We start from the raw sequence: 12,751 nt of genomic DNA, 5'->3' as shown, positions 1-12,751 counted from the left end.
AGAACGGTAGGATCCTCCGCTGGAGGTGGCGACGATGCCCCACGGCGACCTGCGTGCTCTGGTCATCAACTGCACGCTCAAACGCTCCCCGGAGCTGAGCCACACCCAGGGTCTGATCGACCTGAGCAGATCGATCATGGAGAAGCAGGGTGTCGCGGTCGAGGTGCTGCGGGCCGTCGACCACGACATCGCCACCGGCGTGTGGCCGGACATGACAGAGCACGGCTGGGCCACCGACGAGTGGCCCGCCATCTACCGCGACAAGGTGCTGCCCGCCGACATCCTGATCATCGCGGGCCCGATCTGGCTCGGCGACAACAGCTCGGTCACCAAGAAGGTCATCGAACGGCTCTACGCCTGCTCGTCCCTGCTCAACGACCGCGGCCAGTACGCGTACTACGGCCGGGTCGGCGGCTGCCTCATCACCGGCAACGAGGACGGCGTCAAACACTGTGCCATGAACGTCCTCTACAGCCTGCAGCACCTGGGATACACGATTCCGCCGCAGGCCGACGCGGGCTGGATCGGTGCGGCCGGGCCCGGCCCGTCCTATCTCGACCCCGGCTCCGGCGGCCCGGAGAACGAGTTCACCAACCGCAACACCACGTTCATGACTTGGAACCTGCTGCACCTGGCCCGGATGCTCAGGGACGCCGGCGGCGTGCCCGCCCACGGCAACCAGCGCAGCGAATGGGACGCGGGCTGCCGCTTCGACCTGCCCAACCCCGAACACCGCTGAGCACGGCGTGCCGAAGCGCCGCTACGAGATCCTGCTGCCGGCCGAGTTCAACGACGGCCGGCTCGTGATGGACGCCTGTCCGATGTGCGTACCGGAATCGTTGAAGGAGGTCGGCGACACGTTCGGCGCGTTCACCTTCCGGCCCGACGCCGCACTGGGCAACTGGACCGCCGACGGGCGCCGCTACTCCGACCGGCTGTTCGCGCTGATCGTCGACGTCGACGACACCGCCGAGCACCGGGCGTGGATCGCCCACTTCAAGACCCACCTCCTGCAGCGCTTCGAGCAGCTGGAGATCTACGTGACCAGCTACCCCATCGAGGTGCACTGACCGAGGCAACGGAAGCGGTTACGGCCACGGTCCGGTGGTGTCGTGCAAGATGGACTCGTGACTGCTGATGCGCCGACCGTGCCCCACCCGCTGCAGCCCGTCAACGAGGACTGGCAGCGTGCCCTCGCCATCGTGGCCCACCCCGACGATCTGGAGTTCGGCGCCGCCGCGGCCATCGCCCGCTGGACCCGCCAGGGCAAAGAGATCAACTACGTGCTGGTCACCAGCGGCGAGGCCGGCATCGACGGGATGGACCCGGCCGAGGCCGGCCCCGCCCGCGAGGCGGAACAGCGGGAGTCCGCGGCGATCGTCGGCGTCTCCGAGGTCGATTTCCTGCGCCTGCCCGACGGCATCCTCGAGTACGGCGTCCCGCTGCGCCGCGAGCTGTGCCGGGTGATCCGGACCCACAAGCCGGACATCGTGCTCACCAACAACTTCCGCGACAGCTGGGACGAGGCCGGCGACGCGCTGAACATGTCCGACCACATCGTCACCGGCCGGGCCGTGCTCGACGCCGCCCGCGACGCGGGCAACCGCTGGGTGTTCCGCGAACAGATCGACGCGGGCCTGGAGAAGTGGGGCGGCGTCCGGGAGGTGTGGGCGGCGGGTTCACCGCGGTCGAAGCACGGCGTCGACACCACCGACACGTTCGAGCTGGGCGTCCGGTCGCTGGAGGCGCATGCCGCCTATCTGCGCGGTCTCGGTTCCGGTGACTTCGACCCCGAGGAGTTCCTGGAGGGCTTCGCCCGGCAGACCGGCACCCGCCTGGGCGTCACGTACGCGGCCGGCTTCGAGGTCTTCCGGCTCAGCCTCTACTGATCACCCCCGGGCGGGTGATCAGCCCAGCCCGGCGGGCCGGTGCAGGCCACCGGGCAGCGGCGGCAGCGGCGCCGTGTCCCACGGGACGCGGGCCATCAACCGGACCAGGATCAGACCGAGCAGCAGCCCGGCGACCGAGTCCGTGATCCAGTGGAAGGCCAGGTAGGTCGTCGTACAGAAGACGATCACCGGCGGGAGCAGACGCAGCGCGGTCCGGGCCCGCGGAGGCATCTCCCGTCCGTGCGCGCGCAGCAGCGCCGCCGCCAGCAGGGCGATCGCGGCGTACCAGACCAGAGCGTTGGCGACGTGGCCGGAGGGGTAGCTCAGCGCCTCTTTCCCTGACGCATACGGGTTGAACAGCACCGCCCGGTCCGGACCCGTGAACGCCGGCGCCGCCCGGTCCAGCCACACCTTCAGCGGGCCGACCGTCAGGTACATCAGCACGAACGCCGCCACGAACACCAGCACCGGCCGCACGGACCGGGTCTTCCGGATGAGCAGCACCATGAGGATCAGCGTGACCGGCATCAGCACCTGGCCGCCCTGGCCGAGGTAATTCAGCACTCGGGCGGGCCAGTACAGCACGGCGGGCTGATGCGCCACCGCCCAGTCGGCGACCGCCTCGTCCATGGCCAGCAGGTGCCCGCGGGCCAGCGCGAAGGTCAGCGCGACGAACGCCAGCAGCAGGGCGGCGTCGAGCCACCAGCCGGTCACCGGCCGGGCCCGCGTACGCACCGCTTGCCGTTCCATCAGGCCCACGCTACCCAGCGGGGTCTAGAGGAGTCCGCGCAGCTTGGCGGCGATGAGGTCGGCGCGTACGCCGGAGTTGGGGCAGCCGCCGAAGTGGTGCAGCGCCACGACCCGGTTGGTCGCCCGGGACAGCACCGGGCTGCCCGACGATCCGCCCTCGGTGTCGCAGTAGTAGCCGATGTCCGAGTTGCGCGCGTACCCGTCGTACTCGGGGTCGGCGACCGCGCAGGTCCCGGCCCGCTCCTTGAGCCCGCCGCTGATCCGCATCGGCGCCCCGGCCGGATGCTGCGGGATGTACAGCTCCTGCCCCTTCACCGGGCGCGCGGAGTCGAACGTCAGGTACCCGAACCGCCGCACTCGGGCGAAGTCCACGACCGTGAACAGCGTGTAGTCGTAGACGCGGTTGGTGGCCAGCACCCGGTCGCCCCACACCTTGACCGGGCGCAGCGGCTCGCCCCCGGCGCACGTGGCGCACTCGTAGTTGAACCACACCTCGGTCCGGTAGGCGTCGCGGGACGAGGTGAAGCAGTGGTTGTTGGTCAGCATCCGGTTGTGGCTGCCGATCCGCCAGGCCGTGCACAGCTGGGTGCCGTTGATCAGCAGCCGGGCCACCGCCCGGGACCTGGCGTACAGGACGGGCTTGGCGGAGCGGTAGCAGACCGCCTCGGAGCTGTCGTCGGAGCCGCAGACCGACTCCTCCCGCCCGGTGCTCCCCGGCGCGGTGAGCTGGGACTGCGGGACCCGGCTCTGCTCGGTCGCGCTGAATCCGCGGGCGACCGCGTCGACGGTGACGGCGGGCCGCGACGACCGGCCGCCGCGGTGCAGCCGGATCACGGCGGTGTCCCCGCTGATCGACATGGCCCAGGTGGCGCCGTTCGCGTCGTACCGGTAGCTCTCCGAGCCGTCCGGGCTGGCCACGACGAGGTAGTCCCCCGGACCCAGGACCATGCGGCTGACGTGCGGCTTCACGTACGTCGCGCCGGGGTAGCGCAAGGTCGCCGGCGCGGCGTACCCGATGCGCAGATCCATCCGGACCAGGTCTCCGACCCGGGTGTAGCCGCGCGGCGCGGCGACGGGCTGCTGCTTCGCCACCGGGGAGGGCACCGCCGCCGGCGCGTCGTGCCAGGTGCCGACCGTGCGACCGGGGTCGGACCGGCGCGTCCAGGCCAGCGCGGCCCCGACCAGGGCCAACGCCGCGAGCGCCCCGATGAGGATGCTCATCGTGCGTCGCATACCACTCCCGCCACTCCGGTCACATCAGCGACATATGAACCAACTTGGCTGTCCGGGCTGTGTAACGAACCACGTGCGACCGCGACGCGCCGCCGTGTCCGGGCAGACTGGGTCCGTGCGCATCACGTCCGCCCTCGTCGACCCGGCTCTGCTGGACCTGCCGTGGGGTGTTCCGCTGGAGCAGTGGCCGGCGGATCACCTGGTCGCGCTCCCCCAGGGCATCTCGCGGCACGTCGTGCGCTTCGTCAAACTCAACGACACCGTGTACGCCCTGAAGGAGACGCGCGAGCGCATCGCCGAGAAGGAGTACGACCTGCTGCGCGCCCTGGAGCGGATCGACTTCCCGGCGGTGAGCGCGGTCGCCGTGGTCACCGACCGGCAGACCCCCGAGGGCGAACCGCTGGAGAGCGTGCTGATCACCCGGCACCTGCAGTTCTCGCTGCCGTACCGGGCGCTGTTCTCGCACACGCTGCGCCCCGAGACGCTGAACCGCCTGCTGGACGCGCTGGCCGCGCTGATCGTGCGGATGCACCTGACCGGCTTCGCGTGGGGCGACTGCTCACTGTCCAACACGCTGTTCCGGCGCGACGCCGGCGCGTTCGCCGCGTACCTGGTGGACGCCGAGACCGGCAGCCTGTACCCGCGGCTGAGCGAGGGGCAGCGGCTGGAGGACATCGAGGTGCTGCGGCTCAACATCTTCGGCGAGTCCCTCGACCTGCAGGCCGCCGAACTGCTGCACCCGTCGATCGACCCGGAGGCGGTGGTCGACGACATCGTGGCCCGCTACGAACGGCTGTGGCACGAGGTCACGTACGAGCAGGAGGTGCCGCGCGACGCCCGGCACAACATCGAACGGCGCATCCGCCGCCTCAACGAGCTGGGCTTCGACGTCGCCGAGGTGGCGATGTCCACGGTGGACGGCGGCTACCGGGTACGCCCGAAGGTGGTCGACGCGGGCTACCACACCCGGCGGCTGCTCAGGCTGACCGGCCTGGACGCGGAGGAGAACCAGGCCCGCACGTTGCTCAACGACCTGGACGCGTACCGGGCGGAGAGCGACCTGGTCGACGAGCAGCAGGCCGCGCACCGCTGGCTCACCGAGGTGTTCGAGCCGGTGGTCCGGGCGGTGCCCGGACACCTGCGCCGCAAACTGGAGCCGCAGGAGATCTTCGCGCAGATCATCGAGCACAAGTGGCTGCTGTCGGAACGGGCCGGGCGCGACGTCGGCATGGCGCCCACGGTGCAGTCGTACCTGAAGGACGTGCTGGTCAAGAAGCCCGACGAGCAGGCCGTACTGGGCGTCGAGATCGGCTCCCTCGACGAGGTGCTGGGATAGGCCGATCGGGCTAGTGGGCCGTGTCGAGGCGGGCCTGTTCCAGCGGTGGCGGGGGCGGGGCGGCCTGCTCGGCCAGGGCCCGCAGCCCCGCCCGCCGGGCCACCACGAGCAGCCGGTCACCCGCGCCGAGCTGGTGCGCCGGGTCCGGGCGCCAGTTCACCCACTGCGAGCCGGGCCGCGACAGGCCGAGCACCCGTACGCTCAAAGGCCGGTCCGCGTGCCGCAGCGCGCGGCCCGCCAGCGGCGCGCCCGCGGCGACCGTGACCTCCGCGACCAGCAGGGCGTGCCGGTCGACCGGCAGGGTCGCCAGCACGTCGCGTTCCAGCATGGCGGCCGCGAACGCGGGCGCCACCAGCCGGGACACACTGCGCGAGGTGTTGATCGCGAAGGCGTCCTGGACCCGCCGCGCGAAGTCGTCGTCGAACAGCCGCAGCACCACCCGCACGTCGTTGCGCAGCACCCGGGCGTTCAGGGCGGCCTGCAGGTTGGTCACGTCGTCGGTGGAGACGACCACGAGCGCCTTGCACGTCTCCACGGACGCGGCGCGCAGCGTCTCCTCCAGCCCGGCGTCACCGACGATGAACGGCACCCCCAACCGCTGAGCGATCTTCGCACCGCGGGCGTCGGCGTTGCGGTCGATCGCGACCACGTCCAGCCCGAAGTCCTTGAGCTGGCGCAGCACCCGCGTGCCCACGTTGCCGAGGCCGACCAGCACGATGTGGTCGGTGTGCGGATGCCGGGTCCGGCCGTTGGACAGCGCGAGCCGTGTGTTGACCATGCTCTCCACCACGGCCGCGGTGATCAGCGGCAACAGCGCCAGCCCCGCGATGGTCAGCACGAGCTGGGCGGCCTGCGCGACCGCGCCGCGTTTCTCCTCCACATCGGAGGAGCCGACCGCGGTGAGCAACGTGACGTACAGCGAGCGCCAGACCCCGTGCACGTGGTCGGAGTGGGCCAGCGCCGCACCCGCGATCAGCGTGACCGCCAGCGTGATCAGCACTGCGACGCCGAGCTTGCGGCTGAGCGCGCCCCGGATGGCCCGCCCGACCATCGCGAACGGCCACCGCCGTCGGCGCGCCCGCACCAGCCGCTGCGCGGCCACCAGGTCGCCGGCCGGGCGCCCGGTGGCCTCGGCGAGGACCAGGTCCTCCGGCCGGGCCGCGGCGCTCGACGGCTCGGCCGGCAGCACGGCCAGTTGCCCTTCGCCGTCGGTCGCGGTCAGGGCACACACCACATGCCGTTCGTGTACGTCGGCCCGCCGCGCCAGATACAGCGTGCGCCCCGCATGCCGGAAGTACGTCGGCGCTACCTCGCCGAGCGCCGCCGCCACGAACGCCGGGGCGGCCATCGCGGCGTCGGACAGCACCGCACAGTCGGCGAACAGGCCGCTGACGCCGTACCCGAGGCCGGAGTTGAACATGCGGATGACCAGCCGCAGGTCGGGCTCGACGGCCTGGGCGCAGAGCGCCGCGTGCAGGTTGACCACGTCATCCGGCATCACCAGCGCCAGCGCGGTCGCGCCCGACAGCCCCGCCGCCCGGAACGTGCGCTCGTCGAGCCGGTCCGCGCGCATCACCTTGATGGTGCGCAACTGGCCGAGGTCGGGGACGTCCGAACGGACCCGGGTGGGCGCGATGACCGTCAGCCGGATGCGGTGGCCGGATTTCGCCAGCTCCTCGGCGAGCGTGTAGACCAGCGCGTCGGACCCGCAGACCACGAAGTGGGGCCGGGTGTCGTCGCCGTTCGGGGCCAGCCCTTCGCGGAGCCGGGACAGGACGGATCGCCTCGCGGCGGCGTCACGCGGGGCCTCCGTACTCATGACTGGATCGTAGTCAGCCATGCACATTCCCGTTGTCCCGCCCGCGGAGGGGCGGCGCCGTCCAATCAGGAGTCGACGGTCACCGGAACGTGGCGCCGGCGGCCTTCTCCAACGCGGGCAGCAGGTACCCGTCGCCGTTCACGATCATGTCGTCGTCGTCCAGCTCCAGCCGGTCCCCGGCGGCCTCCGCGGCGAGCCACGCCAGCAGCCCGTCGAAGTCCGGTGCCGCGACGAACTTGCGCTCCTGGTCCCGCCCGAAGTTGATGACCTGCCCCGGCCGCCCCTCCGGTCCGGGGTCGAGGTCCAGCCCGAAACAGTCCGACTCGTACGGCCAGCAGAACAGCGGAATCCAGCCCGGCACCGTGTACCTGCGGCGGATCGCCAGCCGGGGGGACGAGCGCTGCTCGACGTCGAGCGACCGGAAGAAGTCGTCGTCCTGTTCGGCGCGCAGCTCCGCCCACATGCTCCACTCGCGGGCCACCCCTGCCACCGGCAGCCACCACAGCCCGAGCATCACCCCGGCGCCCTCGCGCTGCCCGTCGTGCAGCCGCCAGCCCGCCTTGAGCGACTCGGGCAGCCGATGCCCGACGAGGTTCTCCAGGTCGGCGATCGCCGCCTCGTCGGCCGGCGGGTTCAACAGCCCGGCTGTCTCCGGCGACAACTCACGCACCCGGTGCAGATAGGTCGCCCAGGCACTTCCGGCGTCGAATCCGGACATCGTTCCTCCGCTGCCGTTGGATTTCGTGGTGGTCGGCTGGCACAGTAGCCCGATGCCGATCACCGAGTCACCCGCCCTCGCCGCGCTGACCAGCGAGCTTCTGCGTGCACTGACGGAGAACGCGGCCGCGGACATCACCGGGGCGACGTGGCGGGTGAGCTTCCACAATCCCCGGCACAACGGGCGGTCCTACTCCGGCGGCCAGCTCGCCGCGGTGGCCGAGAAGTACCGCCCGATCCCGCCCGCCGACAGGCGGGCGGTGGAAGAGGCCATCGCGGCGGCCGCCGCGGCCTACGCGGAGGCGGGCGACCCGGTGCGGATCATCGAGTACCGGTTCTCCCGGACCGGCGACGGCTGGCGGGCGGAGGCGGCCGTGGAGACCTTCAGCGCGTACCGGGCGCTGCGGGTGGCTCTGGACCCCGCCGAGCAGCGGGTGGTGGCCGCGCTCGCCACGCTGCTCGACGACGACTGGACCGAGACGAGCGTGGACCGGTCCGGCAAGGCCGACCAGCTGCACATCCTGCGGGGCAGGGAACGCACCCGCGAGACCCCGCCGGCCGAGCTGACCGCGCTGCTCGACGAGGCGGTGGTCGTGCTGGCCGGGCATGGCCGGGCGCTCACCACCATGAAGATCAAGGTCAACGGCGAGCCGGACATGCACCAGAGCGACGCCGAGTACTCCTACAGCCTGATCGGCTGACCTCGCCCAACGCCATCACAGCCACCGTGCGACACAGTGGACACGGCTGGAGAAACGGCCGCGGCTAATCGCGGGCGGCCTCATCCTCTTCGTCGAGTTCGGCCAACAGATCCACGGCGTCGCGGCTCCCCGCATCGGCAAGCCGCCGCAGTTCGTCGGTGTCACCGCGTTCGGCCGCCAACTGGACAAGCTCGTCCACCGCGTCGCTACTTCCGGCTTCCGCGAGACGACGCAGCTCTCCCACATCACCGCGTTCGCCCGCCAGCTCGACGAGCTGATCGACCGCGTCTCGGTCCCCGTTCGCGGCGCGCGCTCGCAAGTCCGTCAGCTCAGGATCAGTCACGCTGCCACCCCTTCACCGCGCCCGGTAACTTCTCCGCTCCCATGAACTGCGCCGGCCGAGGGAAACCCCCGACCGGCGCGCTCGCGTGTGGTGCTCAACTGGTCCTGTAGCAGGGTGTGTCCACGAAATCGCCGTTCTGATGCGTGAACTTCAACTTGGAGCGCGTCACCGGGCCGTAGGTGCCGTCGGCGGAAATTCCCTCTTTGTGCTGAGCCCGGGCCAGTGCGGCCTTGGTGGCAGGCCCGAATTGTTCGTCCAAGTGCAGCTTCTCCCCGTAGCACATGTTGAGGGTCTGCTGCAAGCTGAATACCGCTTGTCCCTTGTCGCCCGGATGCAGCACGCAGAGCCGGCTGATGTGCCCATCCGAGTATTTGAAGCCCGGAACGTACAACTTGAGGTTATGTACGGGGATGTACGAAAGAAAGCCTACGTTGCACGTCGGGTCCGCCGCAGCTTGGGCCGAGCCGGCGCTGACCAGGATCGCGCCGGCAGCCAACCCCGCAGCTGCGGCCACTCCGGCCACTGCCTTGATGACATTGCCGCGCGCGGACCGCAAGGTCGAAAGTCTTTTTCCCATCCCCGTCCTCTCAGGATTGACCGGCAGCGGTGCGGCGCCCGGCTCCGATGCCGAGACGGCAGCGGTCATCGGCTAACGCCTGCAATCCGCGTCGATCTTGAATGCCCGACGGAGTTTAACGGCAGCGCGGGTCACCAAGATCATCCTTAACGCCAGTTATCGCCGAGCTATTCAGCACAGGCCGCCGACCGCTCCGGCCGTTCGGGTTGTCCAGCGGGCACCATGGTGCCGGGGAAGGCCGGGACGGCCGAGCTGAGACGACAACAGAGACGACGGCGGGCACCGAGGGACCGGTGCCCGCGGCTTCGCTGGTGGAATCGGAGCCCCCGGTCGGAATCGAACCGACGACATCCCGCTTACAAGGCGGGTGCTCTGGCCAACTGAGCTACAGGGGCGTGCGCACCCGAGCATAGCCGCTCCGCCCGCTCCCACCCTCGCCCCGGTGCCGCGACCTGCCCGCCCGGACGTCCACCTGATGGCACTGGACCTTGGCAGGTGGGCGAATTTGACTTACCGTGACGGGCACGAGCCTTCCTCACCTTAGGGCGGGGTGGGCTCTTGTTCCTCCACTCGGATCGTCCGGCACGTTCCTGCCGGTGGAAAGGAAGCGGTTCACCATGGCTACGGTCACGTACGACAAGGCCTCCCGGATCTATCCCGGTCAGGAGCGCCCCGCGGTCAACGAGCTCGACCTCGAGATCGGCGACGGCGAGTTCCTGGTCCTCGTCGGCCCCTCCGGTTGTGGCAAGTCCACCAGCCTGCGCATGCTCGCCGGCCTCGAGGATGTCGACCGCGGGCGGATCCTCATCGAGGGCAAGGACGTCACCAACCTCCCCCCGAAGTCCCGCGACATCGCGATGGTCTTCCAGAACTACGCTCTGTACCCGCACATGTCGGTGTACGAGAACATGGCGTTCGCCCTCAAGCTCCGCAAGACCCCCAAGTCGGAGATCGACCGCCGGGTCAAGGAGGCTGCGGCGCTGCTGCAGCTGGACGAGTACCTCAGCCGCAAGCCGAAGGCGCTCTCTGGCGGCCAGCGCCAGCGTGTCGCCATGGGCCGCGCCATCGTGCGTGAGCCGCAGGTCTTCCTCATGGACGAGCCGCTGTCGAACCTCGACGCGAAGCTGCGTGTGCAGACCCGTTCGCAGATCGCCACGCTGCAGGCCAAGCTCGGCATCACGACCGTGTACGTGACCCACGACCAGGTCGAGGCCATGACCATGGGTCACCGGGTGGCGGTCATGCTCGACGGCGTACTGCAGCAGTGCGACACCCCGCGCGCCCTGTACGACACCCCGGGCAACGTCTTCGTCGCGGGCTTCATCGGCTCCCCGGCGATGAACATCAAGACCGTGCCGCTGAGCGACACGGGCGCCGGCTTCGGCCCGATGCTGCTGCCGCTGACCCGCGAGCAGGTCGCGGCCGCGCGCAACGGTGGCGACGCCAAGGTCACCATCGGCTTCCGGCCCGAGGCCACGGAGCTGGTGTCGCCGACCGGGGGTGGCATGCCGATCGTCGTGGACCTCGTCGAGGACCTCGGCTCGGACGCCAACGTGTACGGCCACGCGGCCCTGGACGGCGGCTCGGAGCGCTTCGTCGTCCGCACCGACCGGCGGAGCATGCCGACGATGGGCGAGACCGTGTTCATCCGGCCGCAGGCGGAGAACGTGCACGTCTTCAACGCCACCACCGGCGTACGTATCTGAATGTGATCGATGAAGGCCGGCCCCGCGCGGGGCCGGCCTTCTTCGTGATCAGCCCGCGAAGCGCCGAAGCACGAAGTCCTGGTCGGCGACGCAGGCCAGCACCGCGGTGTCCCAGGCGCAGGTCGCCGACCGTACGCCGGTGAGCGGCCCCAGCTCGACGGCCTCGTCGCCGAGGTGTTCCCCGGCGACCGACGGGTCGTCCGGCGACGTGGACAGGGGCTTGGCGAAGCGCAGCAGGTTACCGCCGTCGAGCCGGGCGGCCGCGCCGTCGCGGGTCCACCGGATCGTCCCGTCCGGGCCGAGCAGGCTGACCCTCGCGGGCGAGGTGTTCTGCGCGGCCAGCAGCGAGTCGCCGACCGGTACGAGGCTGTTCGTGTCGGCCAGCGCCCGCGCCCACCGCCGCCCGCCCTCGGCCACGTCCACGGCCACCACCTGGGCGGTCTTGGCATCGGAGTGGGCCGTCTGCACGGCGCAGACCCGGTCGGTGCCGCACGGGGTGAGGTGCTCGAAGCGGGTGTCGTCGTCCGGCGCCGTGTAGAGCACCCGCGGCTCGCCCAGCTTCGCCAGGTCGTACGCGACGATCCGGTGGGCGTCGTCCGACTCGGCCACGATCAGCCGGCCGTCGTGGGCCAGGACCGGGTCGTCGGGGTCTGCCACGCTCTGCCGGGACGGCACCAGCACCGCACCGGTCCCAGCGTCGATGACCCGGGCCGAGCGGTCCTCGGCGACCTGCACGATGCGCCGGTCGTCGTCGAACGGCTCGGCGAACGGTGTCCCCGTGGTCGAGGCGGACACCGCCAGGTCGTCGGGGGTCGTGGCCGCCAGGATGGTCGTGTCCTGCGGCCCGGACGAGTCGGTGGGGTTCGGCAATTCCCAGCGGGTCCGGCCCCGGCCGCGCACGTCCAGGCCGAGCAGCCGGTCCTCCTCGCGGTCGGCCAGCACCACGGTGTCCCCGGCGAACAGCACCGTGTCGTCGCCGCCGATGAGCCGTTCCCACAGCAGCTTCCCCGTGCCCGGGTCGAGCAGCACCATCCGGCGGTGGTCGTCGTCCTCCGCGGACACCGCGACCAGGGCGTCCGGCAACGCCACGAACCGCTCCCAGCCCTCGGCGGTGCCCGCCGCCGGGCTGCCCCAGAGCCGCTCGCCGGTCGCGGTGTCGGCGGCCACGACGCCGAGGGTGCCGTCGTCCGAGACGCTGGCGAAGAACGCCCGGTCACCACGCACCGTAGCGGCGGCAAAACTCGAGGTGACCGGCACGGCCGGGGCCACCCTCCGCGGATCGGAGAGGGCGTGGAAGCCCAGCGCCGGATACCTCGGCCAGAACACCACGACCAGGGCGCCGGCAACACCGAGCACGACCGCCGAGGCGGCGGCGACCAGCCAGAACAACTTCCCCCGGTACGCCGGAACCCGCTCGTCGTGCCCCGTGGGTGGACCGTCCGGCCAGGTCGGCGAGGTCGCCGGAAAGGCCTCGGCGACGATCGCGGCGGTGGCGTCGGCGGAGGCCCACGGGTCGACCGGCTCGGCGTAGCCGGGCTCGGTGCCCTGCGGCGATCCGGCCCGCCCGGGGTGCGGCGTGCCGGGTTCGCCACCCGGGGTGATGTCGGGACCGGTCATGCTGCTCCTCCGCCGCCGTACAACCGGCCCGTCATGCTACGGGTCCGCGTCCGGCGGCGGGGG

General features: G+C 71.1%; 13 protein-coding genes and 1 tRNA gene. 6 read left to right on the top strand and 8 right to left on the bottom strand.

Translation table 11 applies throughout. The annotated features are described in order from the left end of the window. Positions 1 to 34: 34 nt before the first annotated feature. From ACMCNN_RS01350 to ACMCNN_RS01340, 3 genes are read left to right on the top strand one after another with little or no spacing between them, the layout of a single operon-like run. The gene (locus ACMCNN_RS01350) at positions 35 to 739 is read left to right on the top strand and encodes a flavodoxin family protein (protein ID WP_412744350.1); all 705 of its coding nucleotides are present in this window, start codon (positions 35 to 37) and stop codon (positions 737 to 739) included. 7 nt (positions 740 to 746) lie between these two features. After that, positions 747 to 1,070 (top strand): hypothetical protein, encoded by a 324-nt coding sequence (locus tag ACMCNN_RS01345; protein WP_412744349.1) that lies wholly within the window; start codon positions 747 to 749, stop codon positions 1,068 to 1,070. 57 nt (positions 1,071 to 1,127) lie between these two features. Continuing rightward, positions 1,128 to 1,889: a PIG-L deacetylase family protein gene (locus ACMCNN_RS01340; protein ID WP_412744348.1), complete on the top strand. Its 762-nt coding sequence runs from the start codon at positions 1,128 to 1,130 to the stop codon at positions 1,887 to 1,889. Positions 1,890 to 1,907: 18 nt separating this feature from the next. On the opposite strand, the gene ACMCNN_RS01335 is transcribed toward ACMCNN_RS01340, so the two are convergent. Both ACMCNN_RS01335 and ACMCNN_RS01330 read right to left on the bottom strand, forming a co-directional pair. Beyond that, a complete protein-coding gene (locus ACMCNN_RS01335; RefSeq protein WP_412744347.1) occupies positions 1,908 to 2,639 on the bottom strand; it encodes a phosphatase PAP2 family protein in 732 nt (243 codons plus the stop codon). A gap of 24 nt (positions 2,640 to 2,663) precedes the next feature. Then, complete coding sequence (locus ACMCNN_RS01330) at positions 2,664 to 3,860, bottom strand: trypsin-like serine peptidase (protein ID WP_412744346.1); 1,197 nt, start codon at positions 3,858 to 3,860, stop codon at positions 2,664 to 2,666. A gap of 127 nt (positions 3,861 to 3,987) precedes the next feature. Between ACMCNN_RS01330 and ACMCNN_RS01325 the strand changes: the two genes are divergently transcribed. Then, positions 3,988 to 5,208, top strand: a complete 1,221-nt coding sequence (locus ACMCNN_RS01325; protein WP_412744345.1) for a DUF4032 domain-containing protein — start codon at positions 3,988 to 3,990, stop codon at positions 5,206 to 5,208. A 10-nt stretch (positions 5,209 to 5,218) separates the two neighbouring features. Here the strand turns inward: ACMCNN_RS01325 and ACMCNN_RS01320 are convergent, their stop codons facing one another. Next, positions 5,219 to 7,027, bottom strand: coding sequence for an NAD-binding protein (locus tag ACMCNN_RS01320; RefSeq protein WP_412744344.1), 1,809 nt, complete (start codon positions 7,025 to 7,027; stop codon positions 5,219 to 5,221). A 79-nt stretch (positions 7,028 to 7,106) separates the two neighbouring features. Next, a complete protein-coding gene (locus ACMCNN_RS01315) occupies positions 7,107 to 7,745 on the bottom strand; it encodes an SMI1/KNR4 family protein (protein WP_412744343.1) in 639 nt (212 codons plus the stop codon). Positions 7,746 to 7,797: 52 nt separating this feature from the next. On the opposite strand from ACMCNN_RS01315, the gene ACMCNN_RS01310 reads away from it, so the two are divergent. Next, on the top strand, positions 7,798 to 8,445 hold the full coding sequence (locus tag ACMCNN_RS01310; protein ID WP_412744342.1) for a hypothetical protein: 648 nt from the start codon (positions 7,798 to 7,800) through the stop codon (positions 8,443 to 8,445). Positions 8,446 to 8,509: 64 nt separating this feature from the next. Here the strand turns inward: ACMCNN_RS01310 and ACMCNN_RS01305 are convergent, their stop codons facing one another. The 3 genes from ACMCNN_RS01305 to ACMCNN_RS01295 form a co-directional block, all read right to left on the bottom strand. Then, positions 8,510 to 8,788: a hypothetical protein gene (locus tag ACMCNN_RS01305; RefSeq protein WP_412744341.1), complete on the bottom strand. Its 279-nt coding sequence runs from the start codon at positions 8,786 to 8,788 to the stop codon at positions 8,510 to 8,512. Between the two features lie 94 nt (positions 8,789 to 8,882). Then, positions 8,883 to 9,434, bottom strand: a complete 552-nt coding sequence (locus ACMCNN_RS01300; protein ID WP_412744340.1) for a peptidoglycan-binding domain-containing protein — start codon at positions 9,432 to 9,434, stop codon at positions 8,883 to 8,885. A gap of 252 nt (positions 9,435 to 9,686) precedes the next feature. Further along, positions 9,687 to 9,760: transfer RNA gene (locus ACMCNN_RS01295), tRNA-Thr, on the bottom strand. A 222-nt stretch (positions 9,761 to 9,982) separates the two neighbouring features. On the opposite strand from ACMCNN_RS01295, the gene ACMCNN_RS01290 reads away from it, so the two are divergent. After that, a complete protein-coding gene (locus tag ACMCNN_RS01290; protein WP_412744339.1) occupies positions 9,983 to 11,071 on the top strand; it encodes an ABC transporter ATP-binding protein in 1,089 nt (362 codons plus the stop codon). Between the two features lie 48 nt (positions 11,072 to 11,119). Here ACMCNN_RS01290 and ACMCNN_RS01285 read toward each other — a convergent pair whose 3' ends face one another. Further along, the gene (locus ACMCNN_RS01285; RefSeq protein ID WP_412744338.1) at positions 11,120 to 12,688 is read right to left on the bottom strand and encodes a PQQ-binding-like beta-propeller repeat protein; all 1,569 of its coding nucleotides are present in this window, start codon (positions 12,686 to 12,688) and stop codon (positions 11,120 to 11,122) included. Positions 12,689 to 12,751 lie beyond the last annotated feature (63 nt).

Source organism: Krasilnikovia sp. MM14-A1004, from assembly GCF_047159485.1.
Lineage (GTDB): Bacteria > Actinomycetota > Actinomycetes > Mycobacteriales > Micromonosporaceae > Actinoplanes.
Note: the sequence above shows the minus strand (reverse complement) of the source record. Positions and strands in the feature narration are given on the sequence as shown.